Below are 24250 nucleotides of genomic sequence, written 5' to 3' on the forward strand. Positions count from 1 at the left end.
TTACTCTTCTTCGTCCTCGTGTGGAGATCGTTCTTTCTCCACGCGAACTAAATCGACGCGATAGTCATTGGCTTCGACTATCTGAATACGCAGCGGCGCGACTTCGATCACATCCCCGACTTTAGGAATATGACCATTCACCGCAATCACCAGGCCGGCGATAGACGCAATGTCTTCTTCGCTGTGCATCAGGCGATGGATATCCAGACGCTGCTGAAGCGCGTGCAGGTCCGTTGAGCCTTTCACCAGCCAGCCGTCGCCATCGCGAACGATTTCAGGTGTTTCATCCGCATCGGGGAATTCACCGGCAATCGCTTCCAGTACGTCCAGCGGCGTGACCAGTCCCTGCACTACGCCGAATTCGTTGTTAACGATAACAAAGCTACCTCGAGCCCGGCGCAGCACGCCAAGCAGGTTGATTGGGTCCAGCGTTTCCGGCACAACAATTGCCGGCGACTGTGCGGCAATCGCCGCCACGTCAACACCTTCGTCCAGGGCAACCAGCAGCTCTTTCGCGCGTACTACGCCAATAATTTCATCCAGTTCGCCACGACACACCGGGAATAAGCTATGAGGAGATGCCAGCAGCTGTTCGCGGATCTCCGGCACGCTCTTCATCGCATCAACCCACGAAATCTCTCCGCGCGGCGTCATGATGCTACGCAATGAGCGCGACGCCAGCGTCAGCACGCCGTTAATCATATAGCGCTCTTCTTCTGCGAAGGATTCCGCCTCGATTGGCGTCATAGCTTTGCTGTCTTCGCTGCTTTGGACACGTTCCTGACGCTTACCGCTCATCATGCGCAGAATCGCATCGGCAGTACGCGCTCGCAGCGGCTGTCGTGACTGATGGCGAATAAAGTTACGGCGCGCGATCTGGTTAAACAGCTCGATGATGATCGAGAAGCCAATGGCCGCGTACAGGTAGCCTTTTGGAATGTGGAAACCGAAACCTTCTGCCACCAGGCTCAAACCAATCATCAGCAGGAAGCTCAGACAGAGCACCACCACCGTCGGATGTTGGTTAACAAAGTTGGTCAGCGGCTTGGAGGCAAGCAGCATGACGCCCATAGCAATGACGACCGCAGCCATCATCACCGGCAGGTGGTTTACCATCCCCACGGCGGTAATCACCGCATCCAGCGAGAAGACGGCATCAAGCACCACAATCTGCAACACCACCACCCAGAAGCTGGCATAGCCCTTGCCGTGGCCGTCATCATGCTGACGGTTTTCAAGGCGTTCGTGCAGTTCCGTGGTCGCTTTAAACAGCAGGAAGATACCGCCCACCAGCATGATCAGGTCGCGGCCTGAGAAGGTGAAATCCGCGATGCTGAACAGCGGCGCGGTTAGCGTGACCAGCCATGAAATCAGCGACAGCAGCGCCAGACGCATAATCAGCGCCAGCGACAGGCCGATCAATCGAGCCTTATCCCGCTGCTTAGGCGGAAGTTTGTCCGCAAGAATGGCGATAAATACCAGGTTATCAATACCCAGTACGATTTCCAGCACAACCAGCGTAAGCAAACCAGCCCAGATCTGCGGGTCCATTAACAGTTCCATGTCAGACTCCCGTTAAGGGCGCAGCAAATCGGCATTCCGTAGGTTACGGACGCAAGGCGGCTGATTAGTCGTATTTGCGGGCATAAAACGCCGCTGAGAGGGTGGGATTTAGGCATCCCGGCAGTGAAAAGACGTCGGTGACGGTCCATAGGGTGGGCTACTGCCCGCTACTCCTGAAAGTGAATCGGACGCTAACATTATCAAAGTAAACCAGGGCTTGGCAAAGATTTACCTGACTTTGCAATTTTTTTGCAACTTACGCTGACCATATTTTACAGCGTAATGCCATGAAATCACGGCAACGTTAAATTACGGATCTTCATCACATAAATTATTTTTTCACTGTCTAAAATAATTCCGGCAAATGGTTTGTTCTTTCTTGAACGTGTTATCTGAATCGATTCGCTGAAACGATCCCGATACACCACCGCACCCTTCGAGGGGTGTTGTAATGACAAAAACAGGAGGTAGCAAGTGACTATTGCTATTGTCATAGGCACACATGGCTGGGCAGCGGAACAATTGCTGAAAACCGCCGAAATGCTATTAGGCGAACAAGAGAACGTTGGCTGGATAGATTTCGTCCCGGGTGAAAATGCTGAAACCCTGATCGAGAAATATAACGCTCAGCTGGAGAAACTGGATACCAGCAAAGGCGTGCTATTCCTCGTGGATACCTGGGGTGGCAGTCCATTCAATGCGGCAAGCCGTATCGTTGTGGATAAGGAACATTACGAAGTGGTCGCCGGGATAAATATCCCGATGCTGGTCGAAACCCTGATGTCGCGGGACGACAATCCTACCTTCGACGATCTGGTTGCCCACGCCGTTGAAACCGGCCGCGAAGGCGTGAAAGCGCTGAAAGCTAAGCCGATTGAAAAAGCTGCACCAGCCCCCGTTGCCGCCGCGCCGAAAGTCGCTGCACCGGCTAAACCGATGGGTCCAAACGATTACATGAACATCGGTCTGGCACGTATTGACGACCGTTTAATTCATGGCCAGGTCGCCACCCGCTGGACGAAAGAAACCAACGTGACCCGCATTATCGTCGTCAGTGATGAAGTTGCGGCAGACACCGTTCGCAAAACGCTGCTGACCCAGGTCGCTCCGCCGGGCGTTACCGCCCACGTGGTAGATGTGGCAAAAATGATCCGCGTTTACAACAACCCCAAATACGCCGGTGAACGCGTCATGCTCCTGTTCACCAACCCAACCGACGTTGAGCGCATTGTTGAGGGTGGCGTAAAAATCACCTCCGTCAACATCGGCGGCATGGCGTTCCGCCAGGGCAAAACCCAGGTTAACAACGCTATTTCCGTAGATGAGAAAGATATTGAGGCCTTCAAAAAACTGAATGACCGCGGTATTGAGCTTGAAGCGCGGAAAGTGTCTACCGATCAAAAACTGAAAATGATGGATCTGATCGCGAAAGTTAAATGATTGTCATCACTAATAATATTGCTCAGATTTCACACATAAGTCATCGTCAATAGGAGAAGTACAATGGAGATTACCACTCTTCAGATTGTGCTGGTGTTTGTCGTAGCCTGTATCGCCGGTATGGAGTCGGTGCTCGATGAATTTCAGTTCCACCGTCCGCTTATCGCCTGTACGTTAATCGGCGCCGTTCTCGGCGACATGAAAACCGGCATCATCATCGGCGGTACGCTGGAAATGATCGCCCTGGGCTGGATGAATATCGGTGCCGCCGTGGCCCCGGATGCCGCCCTCGCCTCAATTATCTCAACCATCCTGGTCATCGCTGGGCACCAAAGCATCGGGGCCGGTATCGCGCTGGCTATTCCACTGGCTGCTGCAGGCCAGGTGCTGACCATTATCGTGCGTACTATTACCGTTGGCTTCCAGCACGCGGCGGATAAGGCGGCCAATAACGGCAACCTGACGGCGCTTTCCTGGATCCACGTCTCGTCCCTGTTCCTGCAGGCAATGCGTATCGCTATTCCAGCGGTTATCGTCGCCATCTCCGTAGGCACCAGTGAAGTTCAGAACATGCTGAACGCCATTCCTGAAGTGGTGACCAGCGGCCTGAACATCGCCGGCGGCATGATTGTGGTGGTCGGTTACGCGATGGTCATCAACATGATGCGCGCGGGCTACCTGATGCCGTTCTTCTACCTCGGTTTCGTTACCGCAGCGTTCACCAACTTCAACCTGGTGGCACTGGGTGTGATTGGCGCAGTGATGGCCATTCTCTACATTCAGCTCAGCCCGAAATATAACCGTAGCGCGGGTGCTCCGGCCCAGGCTGCTGCCGCGAACGATCTTGATAACGAACTGGACTAACAGGTGAGCGAAATGGTTGATTCCACTAAATTAACGACTGAGAAGAAAATCACCCAGAGTGATATCCGTGGCGTATTCCTGCGTTCGAACCTGTTCCAGGGTTCATGGAACTTCGAGCGTATGCAGGCGTTAGGTTTCTGCTTCTGTATGGTGCCGGTAATCAAACGCCTGTACCCGGAGAACAACGACGCCCGCCGCCAGGCTATCAAGCGCCATCTGGAGTTCTTTAACACCCACCCTTATGTTGCCGCCCCGGTGCTTGGCGTAACGCTGGCGATGGAAGAGCAGCGTGCTAACGGCGCCGAAATTGATGACGGTGCGATTAACGGCATCAAAGTTGGCCTGATGGGACCGCTGGCTGGTGTAGGCGACCCTATCTTCTGGGGTACTGTGCGTCCGGTCTTTGCTGCCCTGGGGGCCGGTATCGCCATGAGCGGTAGCCTGCTTGGACCGTTGCTGTTCTTCATTCTGTTCAACGCAGTGCGCCTGCTGACCCGCTACTATGGCGTGGCCTATGGCTACCGCAAAGGCGTCGATATCGTTAAGGATATGGGCGGCGGCTTCCTGCAGAAACTGACGGAAGGGGCGTCTATTCTCGGCCTCTTTGTCATGGGGGCGTTAGTTAACAAGTGGACGCACGTTAACATCCCGCTGGTGGTGTCTAAAATTACCGACCAGACCGGGGCAGTTAAAGTGACCACCGTGCAAACGATCCTTGACCAGCTGATGCCAGGCCTGGTACCGCTGCTGCTGACCTTTGCCTGTATGTGGCTGCTGCGCAAAAAAGTCAACGCACTGTGGATCATCATGGGCTTCTTCGTGATCGGCATCGTAGGTTACGCTATTGGCCTGCTGGGTCTGTAATATGTACTGATAACCGGGGGCATCCAGCCCCCGGTTTTTTTATCTTTGACGGGAGGTTTCATGACGTTAACGGATGTCGTGCTGGTTGTGTTTATCGCGTTGCTGCTGGCTTTTGCCGTTTACGATGAGTTTGTGATGGACAAACTAAAGGGCAAAACCCTGCTCAAAATCCCCCTGCTTCGCCGCAATCGCGTGGACAGCGCCATCTTTGTCTTTCTTGTCGGCATTCTTATCTACAACAACGTAACCTCGCACGGTACCCCGCTAACCACATGGTTATTATCTGCTCTGGCGCTAATGGCTATTTATCTTTCCTGGTTCAGGCAGCCGAAGATCATCTTCAAAAGTCATGGTTTTTTCTTCGCCAATGTTTGGGTGGAATATAACCGCATTAAAGAAATGAATTTATCGGAAGATGGTGTGCTGGTGATGCAATTAGAACAGCGGCGCTTATTGATTCGCGTAAAGAATATTGATGACCTCGAAAAAATCTACAAATTAATGGTTTCAACTCAGTAAGTTACAATTATAGCAAAGTCTATATTTGTGGGTTGTTTTTCACCACCTGAAACATAGCCTTTGCTATTTCATAAGATTTGTACGGCTTTATTTTAACCTTTTCATTGCATATCTCATTAAAATGAAAATCGTTATCAATAAATAATGATAAAAATAGAATTCAAAGATTGTTTTAATTTAAAAAAATATGTTAAGGTTGCGCCCGTCGTTGGGGAGTAGCCGATTTCTGCCACAGGCAGAAATGTACATGTCAACATACTCGTTATATCCGTTCCTGAGATTAACGTGGCATGTACGCCTCAGAGTTCTGAGTAGGCGAGACCATAGGCACGCGCCATCGTAAAGTTGGGGATGGTTTGCGTGTATATGGATATTCCCAACTGAGGCGTAAGAATGAATCTCTCCGCAACAATCCTGCTTGCTTTCGGCATGTCCATGGACGCCTTCGCCGCTTCCATCGGCAAAGGTGCCACCCTGCACAAACCTAAATTCTCAGAAGCACTCCGTACCGGTTTGATCTTTGGCGTCATTGAAGCCATTACCCCGCTTATCGGCTGGGGCCTTGGCCTGTTGGCTAGCAAGGTTGTGCTGGAATGGAACCACTGGGTGGCTTTTATTCTGCTGGTGTTCCTCGGCGGGCGTATGGTGCTGGAAGGCTTCCGCGGGGCGGCTCAGGAAGATGCGCCTAAAATTCATCGCCACGGTTTTTGGCTGCTGGTGACCACTGCGATTGCCACCAGCCTTGATGCAATGGCCGTGGGCGTTGGGCTTGCCTTCCTGCAGGTCAATATTATTCAGACTGCTTTAGCCATCGGCTGCGCTACCGCGATCATGTCTACGCTGGGGATGATGGTCGGCCGATTTATCGGACCCATGTTAGGTAAACGCGCCGAGATCCTCGGCGGTATCGTGCTGATAGGCATCGGCTGCCAGATTATGTACAGCCATTTCGCCCCTTTTAACTGATCAATCGCGCTGCCAGACTCGCACCACAAAGTCAGTTTCACAGCTAAACGCCGTTTCTCCTCTCAGCTCCTCCCAAACTTCAGGGCGAGCACGCCAGGCGAACGGCGTCATTTGCAGCAGGGCAACAGCCTCATCCCCGCGCAGGTTCATCATCCAGCCTGGCTGTAGTGTCCGTTGCAGCGTAAAGCCCGGCATAGCTTCAACCTCTTCACTGTGCAAAACAATATCCTGATAAATGAGCCCTTTTAGCTGCATCAAATGGCGTGGGCCAGGCGTGGCTGTCACCACCACACCGCCGCGCTTCACAACTCGCGAAAGCTCTTCAGCCTTACAGGGGGCAAAAATGCGCACAATCGAGTCCATGCTCTCATCGGCAAACGGCAGGCGGTGGCTGGATGCAACGCAAAATTTCACTTCCCGGTAGCGTTTAGCCGCGTAGCGAATGGCAACTTTTGAAACGTCCAGCCCCCATGTCTCACCGCCCTGCTCAGCCACGACCGCTGCAAATCCCGCCGTGTAATACCCTTCCCCACAGCCAATATCCAGTAGTGCAGAGGGCGCTATCTCTTTTAACAGCAGGCAAAGAGCATCGCGTAGTGGCTGATAATGTCCGGCGTCGAGGAATGCCCGGCGAGCCTGCATCATTTCCGCGCTGTCACCCGGGTCTTTCGAACGTTTATGCTGAACGGGCAGCAAATTAACATAGCCTTCTTTGGCTATATCAAATTGATGCCCCTGAGGGCAGCGGTAGCTGTTCGCGCTGGCGCTAAGCACGGAATGGCAGAATGGGCAAAGCCAGGACATAGAAAACTCCGGAGGCAACAAAGGGCGCAAGTTTAGCGCCCCTTTTGCCAAACCGCTACATAGCGGCGCGGTCATTCTCCATTTTGTTCAGCACCATCACGCTGTTGTCTCCGGCAGGCAGCCCGTCCGGCTCAATATTTTCCAGACGTAAAACGTCACCCATGATTTGGCTGAATACCGGGGCAGAAACCGCACCGCCGTAGTACTTCCCGTTGGAAGGATCGTTAATCACCACCACCAGCGCATAGCGAGGATTACTGGCCGGCGCCACGCCAGCCGTGTAGGCAATGTACTGATCTATATATTTACCATCAGGGCCGATCTTTTTGGCAGTGCCCGTTTTCACCGCCACGCGGTAACCATGAACTGCGGCCTTAACGCCCCCGCCGCCAGGCAGCGCCACGCTTTCCATCATATGCTCCACTTCATGCACAATTTCTTCCGGCATCACTCTCGTCCCTTCCACCGGCGGGTCAACGCGCGTGATAGACAGAGGACGTGAAATACCAAAACTACCAATAGTGGCGTAAACATGAGCCAGCTGCAGCGGGGTTACCATCAGGCCATAGCCAAATGCGAAAGTGGCTCGATCCAGCTCTCCCCATCGCTGGCGCACCGGCAACAGGCCGCGGCTTTCGCCCGTCAGGCCGATTGCAGTGGGGACGCCAAAGCCAAATCTATGATAAGTGTCCCAAATATTCTGAATCGGCATAGCCAGTGAAAGACGGGACACGCCGGTATCGCTCGATTTTTGCAGCACCCCGGTCAGGGTAAGTTGCGGATAGTACCCCACGTCACGGATGTGGTGCCCGTCGAGAGTAAATGGATGGGTATCAATAACGCTGTCAGGCCGGACAATCCCCTGTTGCAGCGCCGTCATGACTACCATAGGCTTCACCGTCGAACCGGGTTCGAAGGTGTCACTTATTGCGCGGTTGCGGAAATCGTCGAGCCTGGCGTCATCACGGTTGTTCGGGTTAAAGGTTGGGTAGTTAGCCATTGCCAGGACTTCACCGGTCTGCACATCAATGACCACCGCGGCACCGGATTCTGCTTTGTTCCAGGACACAGCGTTGCTGAGCGCATCTTCCGTCACAGTTTGCAGTCGTTCATCGATGCTGAGCTGAATATTGTGTGCGGGGCTGGCAGCATTCTCGGTGATATTTTCCACCACATGACCGTAGCGATCTTTGCGTACCAGACGCTCACCCTCTTTGCCGGTAAGCTGCTGGTTAAAACTTTTTTCGATCCCCTCAATACCCTGATCGTCAATATTGGTGAACCCAATAAGGTTCGCCCCCACCCGACCTGCAGGATAAAAGCGGCGTGATTCATCCCGCAACGCGATACCGGGAATATTCAGTTTGTCGATGTATTGCGCCTGTTGGGGATCCAACTGGCGAGCAAGGTAGATAAAACGGCCTCGCTCGTTGCTGTGAATACGCGTGGCAATCTCGCTCAAAGGGACATGCAGCGCAGAGGCCAGCGCCTGCCAGCGGCTGTTAACCAGTACCCCCCCCTTCTCCATAACCGTTTTCGGATCGGCCCACACCGCTTCGACCGGCACGCTGACCGCCAGCGGTTTTCCGTTGCGATCTTCTATCATCCCACGCGGCACCTCAATCGGTTCTTCGCGCAGGGAACGCATATCCTCCTGCTTAACCAGGTTATCCGGGGAGATAATTTGCAGCCAGGCAATACGTCCGAGCAGAAACACCAAACTCCCGGTGATGGCCACACACAGAAGCCCAAAACGCCACTGGATAAAATTACCGGTTAATACGGGGACACCCTTCTTCACAACTATTCCTTGCTCAGCCTAAGCGATTGAAAGATTTAACCAGATCCCCGACATTTTGCCGGGAGAACAGTGCTAAAACCTTCGCAGCTTTGCAACAAGAGGCAACAAATGATTCAATTTGTTAATAGCTTGAAAAACAGTAGATTAGTGACAGAAATGAAAAAGCCCCGTCGAAACGGGGCTTTCATCTCAATTCGGCGTTATTCGCGCCTGAGCTCTAATCCAGAAGAATTAGATGGCAGTCACGTTAACTGCAGCAGGGCCTTTCTGGCCGTCCTGGATTTCGAATTCAACGTTCTGGCCTTCAGCCAGAGTTTTGAAGCCGTTACCCTGGATTGCAGAGAAGTGTACGAATACATCTTTGCTGCCGTCAGCTGGAGTAATGAAACCAAAACCTTTAGACTCGTTGAACCACTTAACTTGACCTTTAATCTTTGCCATTTTGCAAATTCCTTAGATTGTATTCTTCGCCCGCAGGCATAACTTAGATAAAACAGAGACATTACTGCATGAGGCACTAATATAAGGCTCGGCAGAGAAGCGGTATTCAACGACAACGTGTTTACTCAGGTCTTCTTTACTGAAAATGCCACACATAAACAGAACTGTACCTCGTTTAACCCAACGTGTTATCACACACAACGTAAACAATGGCAAGCCATTTTTAAGCATGTGTCGATCTGCCGCACAGATTCAGAAAATTACACGATTACCTTAAGAAAGTAACCCGCGTTTTTTGACGTATATTTTCATCAGAAAAAGTTGTCGCAACAGATTGTGTTTTAACAACATTCCGACAACGTCTGAACCTTAGCGTAAAGCGTACTTTTCGTCCAGACATCCGTACAATAAAATCCTTTTTGAAGGATATATCTTTATGATTTTTTATGCATATCTATGCACAAATCAACCTAAAGACAATCATCGTGACTGGGACACGGATTTCATCACTGTATTTTTTACGCCCAACAGAATAAAGCCTGTACAACAAGCCTGATATTCTGCACCAAAATAATGAAAGTTTAATGACATTGCCCCAGGATAAGGCAATAAAAACGTTTCGATGGAATTTAAAGCGTGATTATCGGGCGTTAATTTAGCCAAATAGAAATAAAGCCGTCATTGCCGACATTAATAATTAATTCTTATTCTTCGTGAAGGGCAAACTTTGACCAATGCGCAGAGGTGAAAATATTTGGTCGTTTTCCCCCTGCTCATGCAAGGCCGCAAGCAACTCCTGCGGTGGCTTGTCGAGAGACTCATCGGCCAGCTCGAAAACACCCCAGTGGATAGGAATTGTCACGGGTTTGCCGATCGCTTGCCATAACGTCACTGCCTGCTGGGGATCCATGTGGTGATCGCCCATAAACCAGCGAGGCTCGTAGGCACCAATGGGCAACGCGGCCATATCGAACGGCCCCAGCCGAGTCGCTATCTCGGCCAGCGACTCGGTGTAGCCTGAATCACCGCTAAACCAAAAACGCAAAGCCCCCTGCTCCACAACCCAGCCGCACCAAAGCGAACGGTTACGATCCCAAAACGTTCGCATACTCCAGTGCCGGGCAGGCACGGCGGTGAAAACCATGCCGCACCAGTTAAAGCTTTGCCACCAGTCCAGCTCTGTGACCTGCTCAATCCCACGCTGGCTGAACCATGCTTTCAGGCCGAGGGGTACAAAAAAATGAACGTCGGGAAAACGCTTAATCAACCGACGGACTGTTTTTTTATCGAGATGGTCGTAATGGTTATGGGAAATGAGCACGGCATCCAGTCGAGGTAACTGATTAATATCGAGTGGGACTTCAGTTCGCCGGGCAGGACCGGCAAAAGAAACCGGGGACGCGCGACGGGAAAATACTGGATCGGTCAGCAAAAAATGGCCATTAAGCCGCAACAACAGGCTGGCATGCCCCAGCCACCATACGCGGTCATCACTACCGCTCAGATCGGCCTGTTGCCACCAGCGTTCAATAAATGCGGAGTAACCTTGACCGGGAGGATGTGGAAGCTTTTGCGCTTTGCGCTCCTGCCGCCACTTTTGGACGTCACCAGGTTGCCGTATTGCAGGCTCTGTATTGCGAAACCCATCAGGTAGATGGTGGGATAACTGTGGATTGTACCAAGGGTTTTTCCAGCTCATCCCACCTCCAGCCAGATTAGCGTTCCGCTACCAGACGCACAAAGTCGTCGTCATTTTCTTCTTCAACCTTCGCAGCCGGTTTGTGTTCCGGCTCTGGTTCGTTCGCTTCACACAAGCGGCGCAGCAAGGCATTTTGACGCTTCTGTAAATCCACCAGTTCTTCGAGCAGTGCAATCTGTTCGTTTGCACGACTACTGGAACGATTGACAAAAAACCACAGAACAAGACCGACAATCAACGTCACCAGCGATATCGCCAGCGGCATGATAGTTAAAGCACTAAAACCCAATTCGTTCATCTTACCACCTCAAAAAAAACGCATTCTACACCTGAGGCAGAGAGAGAAAAATCACTACCAGGGGATAAATTTATTAATGGTACAAATGCCGCTGAAAAATTGCACATCCTGGTCGCACATCACATTTATCATTTGAGTCCATAGCAGCAGGCAGGTAACAGCAATCACCAAAACGATCACCCATCTGTACTTTCTCACTACATCGCCACCTCTTGACCATAGAATTTCGGTAATTTAACACTAACCAACTAAACCATGAGTAACGTTTCCTGCTTTTTCATTTCAGAATCATCAGATTGTGACGTCAATTTTTCAGAGTAGGGTTGATGCAGGATTAGATTGATGTTTGAGGTCAGTATGCGAGTGATTATTCGTACAATTATTGTTATTGCCATCATCTGGATTGGCCTGTTGCTTTCAGGCTATGGCGTTTTAGTGGGCAGCAAAGAAAATGCGGCGGGGCTTGGGCTGCAATGTAAATACCTGACGGCACGTAATACCGTGACCGCGCAGTTTATTCACACCGATAGCGGGATTATTGGCCTGACCGATTGCCCGCTTCTGCGTAAAGTCGACACGCCGATTGATAACGGTTAAAGCGACAAGGCCGCGTGTCTTGCGCGGCCTGATTTTACAAAATCAGAAAGGATAATGGTGGTAGCCCATCTGCTGAGATAACGTTCGTGCGGCCTGATGAAGAATACGGACGTATTCAGCCAGCCCTTCATCCGAGTAGCGGATCGTTGGAAATGAAATGCTCATGCCCGCGACGACAACGCCAAAACGGTCGAAAACGGGTACCGCGACACAGCGAATGCCCTCTTCCTGTTCCTCATTGTCTTCACCATACCCCTGCGCTCTCACCTGCTCAAGCACAGGGATAAGTGCTTCTGTACTGACGATAGTCCGTTCTGTGCTGCGAACATACTCAACATCCGAAAGAATGTCCAAGATCTCGTCGTGCGGTCGCCACGCAAGCAAAACCTTACCAATGGCAGTGCTATACAACGGATTCCGTCGTCCGACACGCGAATACATACGCAAGTTATAAAGCGAATCTATTTTGTGGATATAGACAATGCTGCTTTCCTCAAACGCCCCCAGATGAATCGCTTCTTTGGTTCGTCGGGAAAGCTCGCGCATCTGAACATCCGCGCTGCGAATAAGGTCGATATTCTCTAATGCCCCGCTGCCCAACTCGAAAAGCTTCAGCGTCAGGGCATATTTTTCCGACTCTTCTTCCTGTGACACGTAACCGAGGGATTTCATTGTTTGCAGAAACCGATATACGGTGCTCTTGGACATCATGACGCGCTGCGACAGTTCGGTGATACCAATTTCTTTTTCTTCACCAAGTGCCTGTAGGATGCCAAAAACCTTTAGCACGGAAGAGACGGCATCGGGCTGCTTGTCGGGGTCTGAGAGAGCCATACATCACCTCGGGTATTCTTGTTTTATAAAAATTAGAACCGTTTTTTAGTATATTGATGCCCTATGATCGCCGCAATCAAAGCCTGCTGATTCGTTACAAATCTGCGGCATTGACAAGATTAATTGATGATAAAATCATTACCCTCCTAACGACTTCAGACAGCCAAATTTTAAATATGGATAAATCAGTGTCCGATGGCTTACCTACGCCTCAGCGTTACGGTGCCATTTTGACGATTGCGCTCGGGATCATGATGGCCGTGCTCGACGGCGCTATTGCTAATGTCGCCCTGCCTACGATTGCACACGATTTGAATGCCAGCCCTGCGGAATCTATTTGGGTGGTTAACGCTTATCAAATAGCCATTATTGTGTCGCTTTTATCGCTTTCGTTTCTCGGCGATATTTTTGGCTACCGCCGTATCTATCAGTGCGGTCTGGTCCTGTTTTGCCTGACCTCGCTATTTTGCGCCGTTTCTACCTCACTGCCGATGCTTACCTTTGCCCGGGTGCTGCAAGGCTTTGGCGGCGCAGCATTAATGAGCGTGAATACCGCCCTGATTCGTTTGATTTATCCTCAGCGTTTTCTGGGGCGCGGGATGGGCGTGAATTCATTTATTGTTGCCGTGTCCTCTGCCGCCGGCCCCACCGTTGCCGCTGCAATTCTTTCGGTAGCCTCGTGGCAATGGCTGTTTTTAATCAACGTGCCAATTGGCATTGTTTCGCTGATTCTGGCGCTGCGCTATTTACCGCCCAACCAGCAAAAATCCCAGGGTCAGCGTTTTGATATCCCGAGTGCGGTAATGAACGCCCTCACCTTCGGTCTGCTTATTTCAGCGATCGGTGGTTTTTCACAGGGCCAGTCGGGGTTCATCATTATCGGTGAACTGGTTGCGCTTGTCGTGATTGGCTATTTCTTCATCCGTCGCCAGCTTCGTTTACCGTTCCCTCTGCTCCCGGTCGACCTGCTGCGAATCCCAATTTTTTCGCTGTCTATCGGCACATCAATATGTTCGTTCGGCGCTCAAATGCTGGCGCTGGTTTCACTGCCCTTTTTCTTGCAAACCGTCCTGGGCCGCAGTGAGGTTGAAACCGGTCTGCTGTTAACGCCGTGGCCACTGGCAACGATGGTGATGGCACCGCTGGCAGGTTATCTTATCGAACGTGTGCATGCAGGTCTGATGGGTGCCGTAGGGCTTTTAGTGATGGCCTGCGGCTTGTTTGCTTTGGCCATGCTCCCGCACGATCCGTCCGACCTGAATATTATCTGGCGTATGGTGCTGTGTGGGGCAGGATTCGGCCTCTTCCAGTCCCCGAATAACCACACCATTATCTCCTCTGCGCCCCGGCACCGCAGCGGTGGAGCAAGCGGTATGTTAGGGACTGCTCGCTTGCTCGGTCAAAGCTGCGGGGCCGCATTGGTCGCTCTAATGTTTAACGTGTTTGGTAACAGTGGGACGCATGCCTCGCTGATTCTTGCAGGCATATTTGCCACCATTGCCGCCGTCGTCAGTGGGCTGCGAATCTCGCAGCCCAGGGTACAGGCATAAAAAAAGCGTGCCGCCTGGGCACGCTTTTCATTTCTGAGTTACAACTACTTCAGGTATTCGCCGTTGCGCAGCGCTTCGATACGTTTGTCCAGCGGCGGGTGCGTCATGAACAATTCGCTCATTGACTTGGCCTTACCGTTGATGCAAAACGCCATCATGCTGCTGGCTTCCTGCGGCTCATAGCTGGTTTTCAGGCGCTGCAGCGCTGCAATCATCTTCTCTCGGCCCACAAGTTTCGCAGAACCCGCGTCGGCGTGGAATTCACGATGGCGTGAGAACCACATGGTGATAATGCTCGCCAGAATGCCAAACACCAGTTCCAGCACCGTTGCCACCGCAAAGTAAATCAGCGGGTTGCCGTTGCTGCTTTCGTTATCATCACGGTTCCCGGACAGGAAGCCAGAAGCCACCTGAGCGATGATGCGGGAAATAAAGATAACGAAGGTGTTCACTACGCCCTGAATCAGCGTCATGGTCACCATGTCACCATTGGCGATATGGCTGATTTCGTGCGCGATAACCGCTTCCGCTTCGTCACGACTCATGTTCTGCAGCAGACCTGTACTGACCGCAACCAGAGAGGCGTCACGGCGCGCTCCGGTGGCGAAAGCATTGATGTCTGGTGCATGATAAATCGCAACCTGCGGCATGGCGATGCCCGCCTGCTGTGACTGCCGACGCACGGTTTCCATTAACCAGTGCTCCGTTTCATTACGAGGTTGCTCAATCACCTCACCGCCTACTGAACGTAATGCCATCCATTTTGACATCAGCAGGGAAATAAAAGAGCCGCCAAAGCCAAACAGCACCGCCATGATCATCAGACCCTGAACGCTGCTCGACTGGATCCCCGTCAGGCTTAGCACCAGCCCGAAAACGACCATTACCGCAAGGTTGGTCAACAGGAAAAGCCCGATACGCATCATAATTTTCTTTTTACCTCGGTTAAAAACACGCTCTTTGCGCTCCCACACATCGTAGGGGCGCGCCGCCTATTTTCAAGCATCAATCCCGCCCAAGTGATTAATAATACATAACTTTACATTTTGTATGCATTTATCTTACATCACTGAAGACAGGCAAAAAAAATGGGCACCGCTTGGGTGCCCATCCGGGAGGTTACTTGGTCGCCGTCGGCTGCTCGGCAGGCCTGTCTTGCTCCATGCCGGCAAGATCGATGGCAATATGCACCGTCTCGTCAAGATACGGATCGGGCTCCTGGTAATCCTTCGGCAAATCGTCGAGTTTCTTAATCGGCGCTTTACTTTCCCGCTTGAAGCGATCGTTGATTCTGGCCAGGCGAGTCGCGTCGTCTTCCTGATTCTCTTTTTCACGCTGAGCGTAATTCAGAGAAACAACGTTCCGTTTTTCCTTCAGGGCATTGAAGCGAGCAATGTCCTTCATGATGTACTGGAACTCAGGGTCTTTGGCGATGCGATCCTGATGCAGCTTCAGTAACTCAGGTTCGAACGGCGTAAGATCGCCGGTTTTCACATAAGTCGCCGCGTTGATGCTGTCCCAAGGCAACGCGTTGTCTTCGAACTTCTCGCCGGTCTCAGTTTGTTCGGTCCCGGTTGGCATCATGATGTCCGGCGTCACACCTTTCCGCTGAGTACTGCCGCCGTTAATGCGGTAGAACTTCTGAATGGTGTACTGAACCGAACCCAGCGCAGGCCATTCCGGACGCAGCATCTGATCGTAAATGCGATTCAGTGAACGGTACTGCTGCACGGTGCCTTTCCCGAAGGTCGGTTCGCCGACAATCAGCGCGCGACCATAGTCCTGCATCGCCGCCGCAAAGATTTCAGAGGCCGAGGCGCTAAAGCGGTCAACCAGCACCACCAGCGGACCTTTGTAGTAGACCACGCCGTCGGTATCGCTATCTTCGCGGACTTTACCGTTGTTGTCGCGAACCTGAACCACCGGGCCACTAGGAATAAACAGACCGGACAGGGACACCGCTTCCGTCAGCGCACCGCCGCCGTTAGAACGCAGATCGATAATCACGCTCTTCACGTTCTGTTTTTCCAGTTTCTGCAGCTGAACCTTCACGTCATCCGTGAGGCCAACGTAGAAGCCAGGAATATCCAGCACGCCGACTTTGTCTTTGCCGACAGTCTTCACAGACATCTTGACCGCGCGGTCTTCGAGGCGAATACGTTCGCGGGTCAGCGTCACGGTACGCGTTTTGGTGCCTTTGCCCGCAGGCAGGATTTCAAGGCGAACTTTGCTGCCTTTTGGCCCTTTAATCAGCGCCACAACGTCGTCCAGACGCCAGCCGATAACGTCAACCATCGGTTTACCCGTTTGGCCTACGCCAACAATACGATCGCCGACGGTAATCGCCTTACTTTTCGCCGCCGGGCCACCGGCAACCATGGAGTTGATCAGCGTATAATCATCGTCCATTTGCAATACCGCGCCGATGCCTTCTAAAGACAGGCTCATTTCGGTGTTGAACTGTTCGGTGCTGCGCGGGGAAAGATAGTTCGTATGCGGGTCAATCTCATGGGCAAACGCAGTCATCGCCAGCGAGAACACATCTTCACTGTTGCTTTGCGCCAGACGGCGGATGGCAAACTGATAGCGCTTGGTCAGTGTTTCACGAATTTCCTGCTCGGTTTTGCCGGTCAGTTTCAGGCTCAGCTCGTCGTATTTAACTTTCGCATCCCAGAGCTTATCCAGCTCATCGACGCTTGTTGGCCACGGCGCCTTGCTGCGATCCAGATTGATGGTGTCGTTACCGGTGAAATCCATCGGCTTCGCTAACACCTTCAAGGCATACTGATAGCGTTCAAAACGGCGCTTCTGACCCAGATTATAAAGGTCGTAAAACACATCGAGCTTACCGCTGCGCAACTCATCGCCAATCTGCCCTTTCTTCGCGGCAAACTGGGCGACGTCGCTGGCCAACAGCACGTTGTGGCTGTAATCCAGCAAGTTCAGGTAGCGGTCAAAGATTTTTGCCGAGAAGTTGGCATCCAGATCGAACTGGCGGTAATGAGAACGCGTAAAACGCGAGGTCACGCGTTCACTCACCGTTGCGTGCTGAGCTTCTTCCTTTAACTGAGGAATTTGGTCAGCACGGGTAATGTTGTCCAGGGCCAGGGCGCTGCCTGCCACGAACAGCAGGCTGGCGATGGCCGTAAGCTTAAAGAGTTTGTTCATGCCTGAGTCAGGCCTCCGTTTCAGAACTGCAAGTGTTCTGCGCGTACGATCATTGCCATACCAGAAGTCAGCTGTACACGGACGCCATCTTTGGTAATTTCCAGTACGGTAGCATCCATTGCGTTGTTACCGGCTTTGACTTTAATGGCCTGTCCAACCTGCAGAGCAGCTATATCGGTCACCGGTGTACGACGCTCTTCACGAGGTGCCTTTGGTGCCGGTTTCTCAGCGCGAGGTTTACGCTCTGCCCCTTCTTTGCGACGCGGTGCTGCGGCCGGGCGAGGTTTGCGTTCGCGACGTGGAGCCTCTTCAGTGACGCCTGCGGCTGCAGCGGCTTCACGTTTCTTCGCCTGCTGCTCAGCACGCTGTGCCTGAACGCGGGCTTTGGCTTCATCCAACTGCTGGCGAGCATGTTCTACATGCTGTTCGTCCAGCTCACCGCAAGGGTTGCCATCGAGATCAACGCGAGTTGCGCCAGCTTTGATGCCGTACAGGTAACGCCAGCTTGACGTATAAAGACGCAATGCTGAACGAAGCTGCGTTTTGCTGAGGCTCATTTCGCCTTCAACACGAGAGACTAAATCCTGGAAGATACCAATCTTCAACGGACGAGCTTCACCTTCTGCGCTAAAACATTGAGGGAAACGCTCGGCCAAAAATGCGATAACTTCTTTACTGCTATTCAACTTAGGTTGATTTTCCATGAAATTTCCTGATTACAACGGAATTGCCAATAAGTCGCAGGCATGAACAGGCGACATTATAATGACGCCATCGCTAAATGCCACGTTATCCGTTGCTTATCATGCTATCGAGGGAAGAATTTTTTAAAATCAGTGCCGCTCAGCACGTCTGAAAGCTGCGAAATCAAGGTTTTTAAACCCATTTCGTCTTCTTCCGAAAAACGGCCATACTCGGTGCTGTCGATATCCAGGACGCCAATTGTCTGACCGTCAACCGTCAGCGGCAGCACAATTTCCGAATTGCTGGCCGCATCGCAGGCAATATGCCCGTCGAAAGCATGCACATCTTCCACACGCTGAATCGTGCCTGTAGCAACGGCTGTGCCGCATACGCCCTTGCCGACAGGGATTCTTACGCAGGCAATTTTGCCCTGGAAGGGCCCCAGAACTAGCGTTTGGGCTTCGAGAAGGTAGAATCCTGCCCAGTTCACGCCATCAAGGCGCTCAAAGAGCAAAGCACTGGTGTTCGCCAGTGTTGCGAGGAAGCTGGTTTCACCTGCCATTAACGCACTAAAATCGCGATTCAGATCCGCGTAAAATTGTTCTTTGTTCATTAAATAACCGTTATGTTGTCTTGCTTTACTTTGTAGCATACTAAAATAAGCATTAAATGCACGGTGCCACAAGGTGTATCATTTTATGAATTACGATAGGCTAAATGCATTATTCAGATAACAACGCTCCCGGCTTACGACGCACAATGAAAATACACGCCATCAGTCAGGAATTGCCTCAGGCACGTTATCAGCGTTGTCCTCAATGCGATACCCTTTTCTCTCTGCCCCAGGTTAAATCGACACAAAGTGCCTATTGCCCCTGCTGTGATGCAAGGGTACATCATGGCCGTGACTGGTCATTGACGCGCCTGGGGGCAATGGCCGTGGCGATGCTGGTGCTTATGCCCGTCGCCTTTACCGATCCGCTACTGCGCATTTATCTGCTGGGATCGAGTATTGACGCCAACGTTATGCAAGGGATTTGGCAGATGGCAAGCCAGGGAGATGTGCTTACCGCCGCCGTCGTGCTCTTCTGTGTGATCGGCGCACCGGCCACGCTGGTCGCGGCTATTGCCTACCTCTGCTTTGGCAACATTCTCGGCATGAACCTTCGCCCGGTACTGCTGATGCTCGATAAGCTTAAAGAGTGGGTGATGCTGGATATTTATCTGGTGGGGATTGGCGTGGCCTGCATTAAAGTACGCGAGTACGCGTTCATACAACCCGGTCCTGGACTGATAGCCTTTATTGCCCTGGTCGTCTTGAGTCTGTTGACCATGATCCACCTGAATATTGAGCAGCTATGGGAGCGTTTTTACCCTCAGCGCCCGGCTCGCGCTTTCAACGCGCAGCTGCGCGTTTGCCTCGGTTGCCATTTTACCGGCGTTCCTGACGAACGGGGTCGCTGCCCTCGCTGCCATATCCCGCTTTATCATCGCCGTAAGCAAAGCTTACAAAAATCCTGGGCAGCACTGGTTGCCTCCCTGGTCTTTCTGCTTCCGGCAAACCTGCTGCCTATTTCAATTATTTACGTGAACGGAGCACGCCAGGAAGACACCATTCTTTCGGGCATCATTTCCCTGGCACACAGCAATATTGCGGTCGCTGCCGTGGTGTTTATTGCCAGTATCCTGGTGCCGTTTACTAAAGTTATTGTATTGATTACGCTACTGATCAGTATTCATTTCAAATGCCAGCAGGGATTACGAACCCGCATATTATTGCTGCGGTTTGTCACCTGGATTGGCCGCTGGTCTATGCTCGATCTGTTTGTCATCGCTTTGATGATGTCACTGGTTAATCGTGACCAGCTGTTAGCCTTTACGATGGGTCCCGCCGCGGTCTTCTTTGGCGCGGCGGTTATATTAACTATTCTTGCCGTCGAATGGCTGGATAGCCGACTACTTTGGGACGCACATGAGTCAGGAAACGCCCGCTTCACCGACTGAAGCGAGAATTAAAACGAAACGCCGGATCTCCCCTTTCTGGTTATTACCTGTAATTGCGTTACTGATTGCCGGCTGGCTGATCTGGACGACTTACCAGGAGCGCGGCAATACCGTGACCATCGACTTTATCTCCGCCGACGGGATAGTCGCTGGCCGCACGCCCGTACGCTACCAGGGCGTCGAAGTGGGCACCGTGCAAAACATCAGCCTGAGCGATGATCTGCGTAAAATCGAAGTCAAAGTCAGCATCAAAAGCGATATGAAGGATGCGCTGCGGGAAGACACACAATTCTGGCTGGTGACGCCAAAAGCCTCCCTCGCCGGGGTATCCGGGCTTGATGCCCTTGTTGGCGGGAACTACATCGGCATGATGCCGGGTAAAGGCGAGCCGCGGGATCATTTTACCGCGCTCGATACCCAGCCTAAGTATCGTCTTGATAACGGCGAACTCATGATCCACCTGCATGCCCCGGATTTAGGCTCCCTTAACAGCGGGTCGCTGGTCTATTTCCGCAAAATTCCGGTTGGCCGGGTGTATGACTATGCCATCAATAAGAACAAGCAGGGCGTCACTGTCGACGTACTGATCGATCGCCGCTTTACCAGTCTGGTGAAAAAAGGCAGCCGTTTCTGGAATGTGTCTGGGGTGAAGGCCGATGTTGGCCTGAGTGGCGCCAAAGTTCAGCTAGAAAGCCTCGCAGCCCTGGTCAATGGTGCGATTGCTTTCGATTCACCTGACGATTCAGAACCGGCCAAAGCGGATGATGAATTCGGCCTTTACGAAGACCTGGCGCACAGCCAGCGCGGCGTCATCATTAACCTCGATCTCCCGAGCGGAGATGGCCTCAAAGCAGGATCAACTAAGTTGATGTATCAGGGGCTGGAAGTGGGTTCTCTGACTAAGTTGAACCTCAATCCAGGCGGTGCCGTGACAGGGGAAATGACCGTTGACCCCGGAGTGGTTAGCCTGATGCGTAGCGGCACGCGCATCGAACTCCGTAGTCCAAAAATCTCGCTGGATAATCCGAGCATCAGCACTTTGCTGACGGGCAGCACCTTTGAGCTTGTGCCTGGTGACGGCGAGCCGCAGGATCGCTTCACCGTGGTCTCCAGCGATCAAACGCCGCTCCAGCAGCCAAATGTACTCACGCTTTCACTGACCGCACCTGAAAGCTATGGTATTGATGCCGGGCAACCCGTCATCCTGCACGGGATACAAATCGGCCAGGTGGTCGAGCGAGCACTGTCGGCCAAAGGCGTCACGTTCTCCGTCGCCATTGAACCGCAATACCGTCATCTGCTGCAGGGCGACAGCAAATTCGTGGTCAACAGTCGCATTGATGTGAAGCTTGGCATGGACGGCGTTGAGTTTCTGGGTGCCAGCGCTAACGAATGGGTCAACGGCGGTATTCGCGTACTACCAGGCAACAAAGGCGAGATGAAAAGCAGCTACCCGCTTTACGCCAACATGGAAAAAGCGATTGAAAACAGCCTGAGCGACATCCCGACCACCACACTGACGCTGACGGCATCCAGCCTGCCTGATATCCAGACCGGCTCCGTGGTGCTGTACCGCAAATTCCAGGTGGGCGAAATCATCACCATCCGCCCTCGCGCTGAGAACTTCGATATCGATGTTCATATCAAGCCGGAATATCGCAAGCTCCTGACGCCAAATACCGTGTTTTGGGCTGAAGGTGGCGCGAAAGTTCAGCTCAACGGCAGTGGTCTGACGGTGCAGGCCTCGCCGCTCTCTCGTGCGCTCAAAGGGGCCATTAGTTTTGACAACATGAGCGGTGCCAGCGTCGGGCAAGTGAAAGGTGAGAAACGCGTGCTTTACGCCTCTGAAACCGCAGCAAGAGCGGTAGGCAGCCAGATAACGCTGCACACGTTCGATGCCGGAAAACTTTCCGCCGGAATGCCAATTCGCTATCTGGGTATTGATATCGGCCAGCTTGAATCCCTGAACCTGACGCAGTCCCGCAACGAAGTGGAAGCTAAAGCGGTACTTTACCCTGAATATGTGTCTACCTTTGCACGTGTCGGCACACGCTTCTCCGTAGTCACACCGCAGATCTCTGCGGCGGGAGTCGATCATCTTGATACCCTTCTACAGCCGTACATCAACGTTGAACCGGGTAAAGGCGACCCGCGTCGCGACTTTGAGCTGCAGGAAGCGTCTATCACCGATTCTCGTTACTCGGACGGGCTGAACATCGTACTGGAAGTGCCTGAAGCCGGCTCGCTGAGTATTGGCACGCCGGTCCTCTTCCGTGGCATTGAAGTCGGCACGGTCACCGGCATGACGTTGGGCAATCTCTCTGACCGCGTGATGGTTGGCCTGCGCATAAGCAAGCGTTACCAGCATCTGGTCCGGGACAACTCCGTCTTCTGGCTGGCTTCCGGCTACAGCCTCGACTTTGGCTTAACCGGTGGCGTGGTGAAAACCGGGACCTTTAATCAGTTTATTCGCGGCGGTATTGCGTTTGCGACCCCGCCGGGGATCCCGCTTTCCCCTAAAGCGGAAGCCGGGAAGCACTTCCTGCTGCTGGAAAGTGAGCCGAAAGAGTGGCGCCAGTGGGGCACCGCCCTTCCGCGCTAAACCGCAAGCCTGGGCGGTGAGTCGCCCGGGCAATTCCGTGTTAAACTGCGCCCCTTAATTTTTTCAGGGGCGTTTTTCATGGCTCAATCTACTGCCGTTTATCTTCCTCAACCTTTTCTCGACGAGATTCGTGACGCACTTCCCGCCGACCAGACGCTGGAAAGCTTTATCGAATACTGCCAGCAGCCGCTGCGCCGCAGCCTGCGCGTCAATACGCTGAAGATATCCGTGGCCGACTTTCTGACGCTCGTCGCGCCTTATAACTGGCGTTTAACGCCGGTGCCGTGGTGCGAAGAAGGTTTCTGGATTGAACGTGAAGATGAAGAAACCCTGCCGCTGGGCAGCACCGCAGAGCATTTGAGTGGCCTGTTCTATATTCAGGAAGCCAGTTCAATGCTGCCCGTTGCCGCGCTGTTCGCCGACGGCAACCAGCCGCAGCGCGTGATGGACGTCGCCGCCGCACCGGGCTCAAAAACAACCCAGATTGCCGCCCGCATGAATAACACCGGCGCAATTCTTGCCAATGAATATTCCGCCAGCCGGGTAAAAGTCCTGCATGCCAACATCAGCCGCTGCGGTATCAGCAACGTGGCGCTGACGCATTTTGATGGCCGAGTATTCGGTGCCGCTCTGCCAGAATCATTCGACGCCATTCTGCTTGACGCCCCCTGCTCCGGTGAAGGCGTGGTGCGAAAAGATCCCGATGCGCTGCGTAATTGGTCGCCAGAAAGCACGACCGAAATTGCCAACACCCAGCGCGAATTGATTGAGAGCGCTTTTCATGCGCTCCGCCCCGGCGGCACGCTGGTCTACTCGACCTGCACGCTGAATCGCCAGGAAAACCAGGACGTGTGCCAGTGGCTACTGAATACCTGGCCAGATGCAGTGGAAATAGCCTCCCTGAATGAACTTTTCCCGGAAGCAAGTCGCGCGCTAACTCCGGAAGGTTTCCTGCACGTCTTCCCACAGATTTACGACTGCGAAGGCTTTTTCGTTGCACGTTTACGCAAAACGGCCTCTATCGAGCCGCTGCCTGCCCCAGGCTATAAAGTAGGGAAATTCCCCTTCGCGCCAATGAAGGGCAAGGCCGCTACCGAACTGACCGCTGCGGCGGCAAAATCGGGTCTGGCCTGGGGTAATGAGCTGAGCTTATGGCAGCGCGATAAAGAGATCTGGCTGTTCCCAACAGAGATTGAGCCGCTTATCGGTAAAGTGCGTTTTTCCCGCATTGGCCTGAAGCTCGCCGAACAGCACAACAAAGGCTTTCGCTGGCAGCATGAAGCCGTGGTTTCTCTGGTCAAAAGTGACAACCCGCTATGCTTCCCACTGAGCGAGCCCGAAGCCGAAGAGTGGTACCGTGGGCGAGATATCCATCCAGAAGTGACACCGTCACGAGATGAAGTGATTGTCACTTTTCAGGGGCAACCGCTCGGTCTGGCGCGAAAAGTTGGCTCACGCCTGAAGAACAGCTACCCAAGGGAATTAGTGCGCGACGGCAAGCTTTTCGCTGCCCCGCAGGCTGGCTGAAAAAATAAGCACGTTTTAAGTTGGC

The 24250-nt window shown here is 52.7% G+C and carries 23 protein-coding genes and 1 riboswitch; of the genes, 10 read left to right on the plus strand and 13 right to left on the minus strand.

Annotation, left to right across the window (positions count from 1 at the left end; translation table 11 throughout):
- Window positions 1–1563, minus strand: a complete 1563-nt coding sequence (gene yoaE / locus LH23_RS18750; protein WP_039294460.1) for a CNNM family cation transport protein YoaE — start codon at window positions 1561–1563, stop codon at window positions 1–3.
- 474 nt (window positions 1564–2037) lie between these two features.
- On the opposite strand from yoaE, the gene manX reads away from it, so the two are divergent.
- The 5 genes from manX (at window position 2038) to mntP (ending at window position 6216) form a co-directional block, all read left to right on the plus strand.
- Window positions 2038–3003 (plus strand): PTS mannose transporter subunit IIAB, encoded by a 966-nt coding sequence (gene manX, locus LH23_RS18755; RefSeq protein ID WP_039294463.1) that lies wholly within the window; start codon window positions 2038–2040, stop codon window positions 3001–3003.
- A gap of 63 nt (window positions 3004–3066) precedes the next feature.
- Window positions 3067–3867 (plus strand): PTS mannose/fructose/sorbose transporter subunit IIC, encoded by an 801-nt coding sequence (locus LH23_RS18760; protein ID WP_008454035.1) that lies wholly within the window; start codon window positions 3067–3069, stop codon window positions 3865–3867.
- Window positions 3868–3879: 12 nt separating this feature from the next.
- Window positions 3880–4731: a PTS mannose transporter subunit IID gene (locus LH23_RS18765; protein ID WP_008454033.1), complete on the plus strand. Its 852-nt coding sequence runs from the start codon at window positions 3880–3882 to the stop codon at window positions 4729–4731.
- Between the two features lie 60 nt (window positions 4732–4791).
- Entirely contained in the window at window positions 4792–5250 is a 459-nt protein-coding gene (locus LH23_RS18770; protein WP_039294466.1) for a DUF986 family protein, read from the plus strand.
- A gap of 198 nt (window positions 5251–5448) precedes the next feature.
- Window positions 5449–5637, plus strand: a riboswitch (yybP-ykoY riboswitch).
- 6 nt (window positions 5638–5643) lie between these two features.
- The gene (gene mntP / locus LH23_RS18775; protein WP_039294468.1) at window positions 5644–6216 is read left to right on the plus strand and encodes a manganese efflux pump MntP; all 573 of its coding nucleotides are present in this window, start codon (window positions 5644–5646) and stop codon (window positions 6214–6216) included.
- Here mntP and rlmA read toward each other — a convergent pair whose 3' ends face one another.
- The 7 genes from rlmA to mgrB form a co-directional block, all read right to left on the minus strand.
- On the minus strand, window positions 6217–7020 hold the full coding sequence (gene rlmA, locus LH23_RS18780) for a 23S rRNA (guanine(745)-N(1))-methyltransferase (protein ID WP_039294473.1): 804 nt from the start codon (window positions 7018–7020) through the stop codon (window positions 6217–6219). It abuts the gene before it with no gap.
- A 55-nt stretch (window positions 7021–7075) separates the two neighbouring features.
- Window positions 7076–8821, minus strand: coding sequence for a peptidoglycan glycosyltransferase FtsI (ftsI, locus tag LH23_RS18785; RefSeq protein WP_039294475.1), 1746 nt, complete (start codon window positions 8819–8821; stop codon window positions 7076–7078).
- Between the two features lie 231 nt (window positions 8822–9052).
- Entirely contained in the window at window positions 9053–9262 is a 210-nt protein-coding gene (gene cspE, locus LH23_RS18790; protein ID WP_001062678.1) for a transcription antiterminator/RNA stability regulator CspE, read from the minus strand.
- A gap of 12 nt (window positions 9263–9274) precedes the next feature.
- A complete protein-coding gene (locus LH23_RS23630; protein WP_008454022.1) occupies window positions 9275–9418 on the minus strand; it encodes a DUF2627 domain-containing protein in 144 nt (47 codons plus the stop codon).
- A 541-nt stretch (window positions 9419–9959) separates the two neighbouring features.
- Complete coding sequence (locus tag LH23_RS18795) at window positions 9960–10961, minus strand: MBL fold metallo-hydrolase (protein ID WP_039294481.1); 1002 nt, start codon at window positions 10959–10961, stop codon at window positions 9960–9962.
- A gap of 16 nt (window positions 10962–10977) precedes the next feature.
- On the minus strand, window positions 10978–11259 hold the full coding sequence (locus LH23_RS18800) for a YebO family protein (protein WP_039294484.1): 282 nt from the start codon (window positions 11257–11259) through the stop codon (window positions 10978–10980).
- 54 nt (window positions 11260–11313) lie between these two features.
- A complete protein-coding gene (gene mgrB / locus LH23_RS23635) occupies window positions 11314–11457 on the minus strand; it encodes a PhoP/PhoQ regulator MgrB (RefSeq protein ID WP_071842749.1) in 144 nt (47 codons plus the stop codon).
- A gap of 159 nt (window positions 11458–11616) precedes the next feature.
- Here mgrB and LH23_RS18805 point away from each other — a divergent pair, with 159 nt between their 5' ends.
- Window positions 11617–11856 carry a YobH family protein gene (locus LH23_RS18805; protein ID WP_039296886.1) on the plus strand — a complete coding sequence of 80 codons (240 nt, stop codon included), beginning with the start codon at window positions 11617–11619 and terminating at the stop codon, window positions 11854–11856.
- A 42-nt stretch (window positions 11857–11898) separates the two neighbouring features.
- Here LH23_RS18805 and kdgR read toward each other — a convergent pair whose 3' ends face one another.
- The gene (kdgR, locus tag LH23_RS18810) at window positions 11899–12690 is read right to left on the minus strand and encodes a DNA-binding transcriptional regulator KdgR (protein WP_039294487.1); all 792 of its coding nucleotides are present in this window, start codon (window positions 12688–12690) and stop codon (window positions 11899–11901) included.
- A gap of 176 nt (window positions 12691–12866) precedes the next feature.
- Between kdgR and LH23_RS18815 the strand changes: the two genes are divergently transcribed.
- Window positions 12867–14240, plus strand: a complete 1374-nt coding sequence (locus LH23_RS18815) for an MFS transporter (RefSeq protein ID WP_039296888.1) — start codon at window positions 12867–12869, stop codon at window positions 14238–14240.
- A gap of 44 nt (window positions 14241–14284) precedes the next feature.
- Here the strand turns inward: LH23_RS18815 and htpX are convergent, their stop codons facing one another.
- From htpX to LH23_RS18835, 4 genes are all read right to left on the minus strand, one after another.
- Window positions 14285–15166, minus strand: coding sequence for a protease HtpX (gene htpX / locus LH23_RS18820; RefSeq protein WP_039296902.1), 882 nt, complete (start codon window positions 15164–15166; stop codon window positions 14285–14287).
- A 193-nt stretch (window positions 15167–15359) separates the two neighbouring features.
- A complete protein-coding gene (prc, locus tag LH23_RS18825; protein WP_039294490.1) occupies window positions 15360–17408 on the minus strand; it encodes a carboxy terminal-processing peptidase in 2049 nt (682 codons plus the stop codon).
- Window positions 17409–17428: 20 nt separating this feature from the next.
- Entirely contained in the window at window positions 17429–18112 is a 684-nt protein-coding gene (gene proQ, locus LH23_RS18830; RefSeq protein WP_039294493.1) for an RNA chaperone ProQ, read from the minus strand.
- 104 nt (window positions 18113–18216) lie between these two features.
- Window positions 18217–18705, minus strand: coding sequence for a GAF domain-containing protein (locus LH23_RS18835; RefSeq protein WP_039294495.1), 489 nt, complete (start codon window positions 18703–18705; stop codon window positions 18217–18219).
- Window positions 18706–18851: 146 nt separating this feature from the next.
- Here LH23_RS18835 and yebS point away from each other — a divergent pair, with 146 nt between their 5' ends.
- From yebS to rsmF, 3 genes are all read left to right on the plus strand, one after another.
- Window positions 18852–20096, plus strand: coding sequence for a membrane integrity lipid transport subunit YebS (gene yebS / locus LH23_RS18840; RefSeq protein WP_409335195.1), 1245 nt, complete (start codon window positions 18852–18854; stop codon window positions 20094–20096).
- Window positions 20065–22698 (plus strand): PqiB family protein, encoded by a 2634-nt coding sequence (locus tag LH23_RS18845; RefSeq protein ID WP_039294500.1) that lies wholly within the window; start codon window positions 20065–20067, stop codon window positions 22696–22698. Before yebS ends, LH23_RS18845 begins: the two co-directional genes overlap by 32 nt.
- 78 nt (window positions 22699–22776) lie before the next feature.
- On the plus strand, window positions 22777–24225 hold the full coding sequence (gene rsmF / locus LH23_RS18850) for a 16S rRNA (cytosine(1407)-C(5))-methyltransferase RsmF (protein ID WP_052050346.1): 1449 nt from the start codon (window positions 22777–22779) through the stop codon (window positions 24223–24225).
- Window positions 24226–24250: the final 25 nt, after the last annotated feature.

This window comes from Cedecea neteri (assembly GCF_000758305.1).
Taxonomy (GTDB): domain Bacteria; phylum Pseudomonadota; class Gammaproteobacteria; order Enterobacterales; family Enterobacteriaceae; genus Cedecea; species Cedecea neteri_C.

What these genes read in the sequence shown, in the direction of transcription:
- LH23_RS18795 (WP_039294481.1), bottom strand. Translation starts at nt 10,961, where the DNA reads ATGAGCTGGAAAAACCCTTGGTACAATCCACAGTTATCCCACCATCTA.
- htpX (WP_039296902.1), bottom strand. Translation starts at nt 15,166, where the DNA reads ATGATGCGTATCGGGCTTTTCCTGTTGACCAACCTTGCGGTAATGGTC.
- LH23_RS18845 (WP_039294500.1), top strand. Translation starts at nt 20,065, where the DNA reads ATGAGTCAGGAAACGCCCGCTTCACCGACTGAAGCGAGAATTAAAACG.
- proQ (WP_039294493.1), bottom strand. Translation starts at nt 18,112, where the DNA reads ATGGAAAATCAACCTAAGTTGAATAGCAGTAAAGAAGTTATCGCATTT.
- LH23_RS18815 (WP_039296888.1), top strand. Translation starts at nt 12,867, where the DNA reads ATGGATAAATCAGTGTCCGATGGCTTACCTACGCCTCAGCGTTACGGT.
- LH23_RS23630 (WP_008454022.1), bottom strand. Translation starts at nt 9,418, where the DNA reads ATGTGTGGCATTTTCAGTAAAGAAGACCTGAGTAAACACGTTGTCGTT.
- prc (WP_039294490.1), bottom strand. Translation starts at nt 17,408, where the DNA reads ATGAACAAACTCTTTAAGCTTACGGCCATCGCCAGCCTGCTGTTCGTG.
- LH23_RS18805 (WP_039296886.1), top strand. Translation starts at nt 11,617, where the DNA reads ATGCGAGTGATTATTCGTACAATTATTGTTATTGCCATCATCTGGATT.
- cspE (WP_001062678.1), bottom strand. Translation starts at nt 9,262, where the DNA reads ATGGCAAAGATTAAAGGTCAAGTTAAGTGGTTCAACGAGTCTAAAGGT.
- kdgR (WP_039294487.1), bottom strand. Translation starts at nt 12,690, where the DNA reads ATGGCTCTCTCAGACCCCGACAAGCAGCCCGATGCCGTCTCTTCCGTG.
- rsmF (WP_052050346.1), top strand. Translation starts at nt 22,777, where the DNA reads ATGGCTCAATCTACTGCCGTTTATCTTCCTCAACCTTTTCTCGACGAG.
- yebS (WP_409335195.1), top strand. Translation starts at nt 18,852, where the DNA reads ATGAAAATACACGCCATCAGTCAGGAATTGCCTCAGGCACGTTATCAG.
- LH23_RS18765 (WP_008454033.1), top strand. Translation starts at nt 3,880, where the DNA reads ATGGTTGATTCCACTAAATTAACGACTGAGAAGAAAATCACCCAGAGT.
- LH23_RS18760 (WP_008454035.1), top strand. Translation starts at nt 3,067, where the DNA reads ATGGAGATTACCACTCTTCAGATTGTGCTGGTGTTTGTCGTAGCCTGT.
- yoaE (WP_039294460.1), bottom strand. Translation starts at nt 1,563, where the DNA reads ATGGAACTGTTAATGGACCCGCAGATCTGGGCTGGTTTGCTTACGCTG.
- LH23_RS18800 (WP_039294484.1), bottom strand. Translation starts at nt 11,259, where the DNA reads ATGAACGAATTGGGTTTTAGTGCTTTAACTATCATGCCGCTGGCGATA.
- LH23_RS18770 (WP_039294466.1), top strand. Translation starts at nt 4,792, where the DNA reads ATGACGTTAACGGATGTCGTGCTGGTTGTGTTTATCGCGTTGCTGCTG.
- LH23_RS18835 (WP_039294495.1), bottom strand. Translation starts at nt 18,705, where the DNA reads ATGAACAAAGAACAATTTTACGCGGATCTGAATCGCGATTTTAGTGCG.
- mntP (WP_039294468.1), top strand. Translation starts at nt 5,644, where the DNA reads ATGAATCTCTCCGCAACAATCCTGCTTGCTTTCGGCATGTCCATGGAC.
- rlmA (WP_039294473.1), bottom strand. Translation starts at nt 7,020, where the DNA reads ATGTCCTGGCTTTGCCCATTCTGCCATTCCGTGCTTAGCGCCAGCGCG.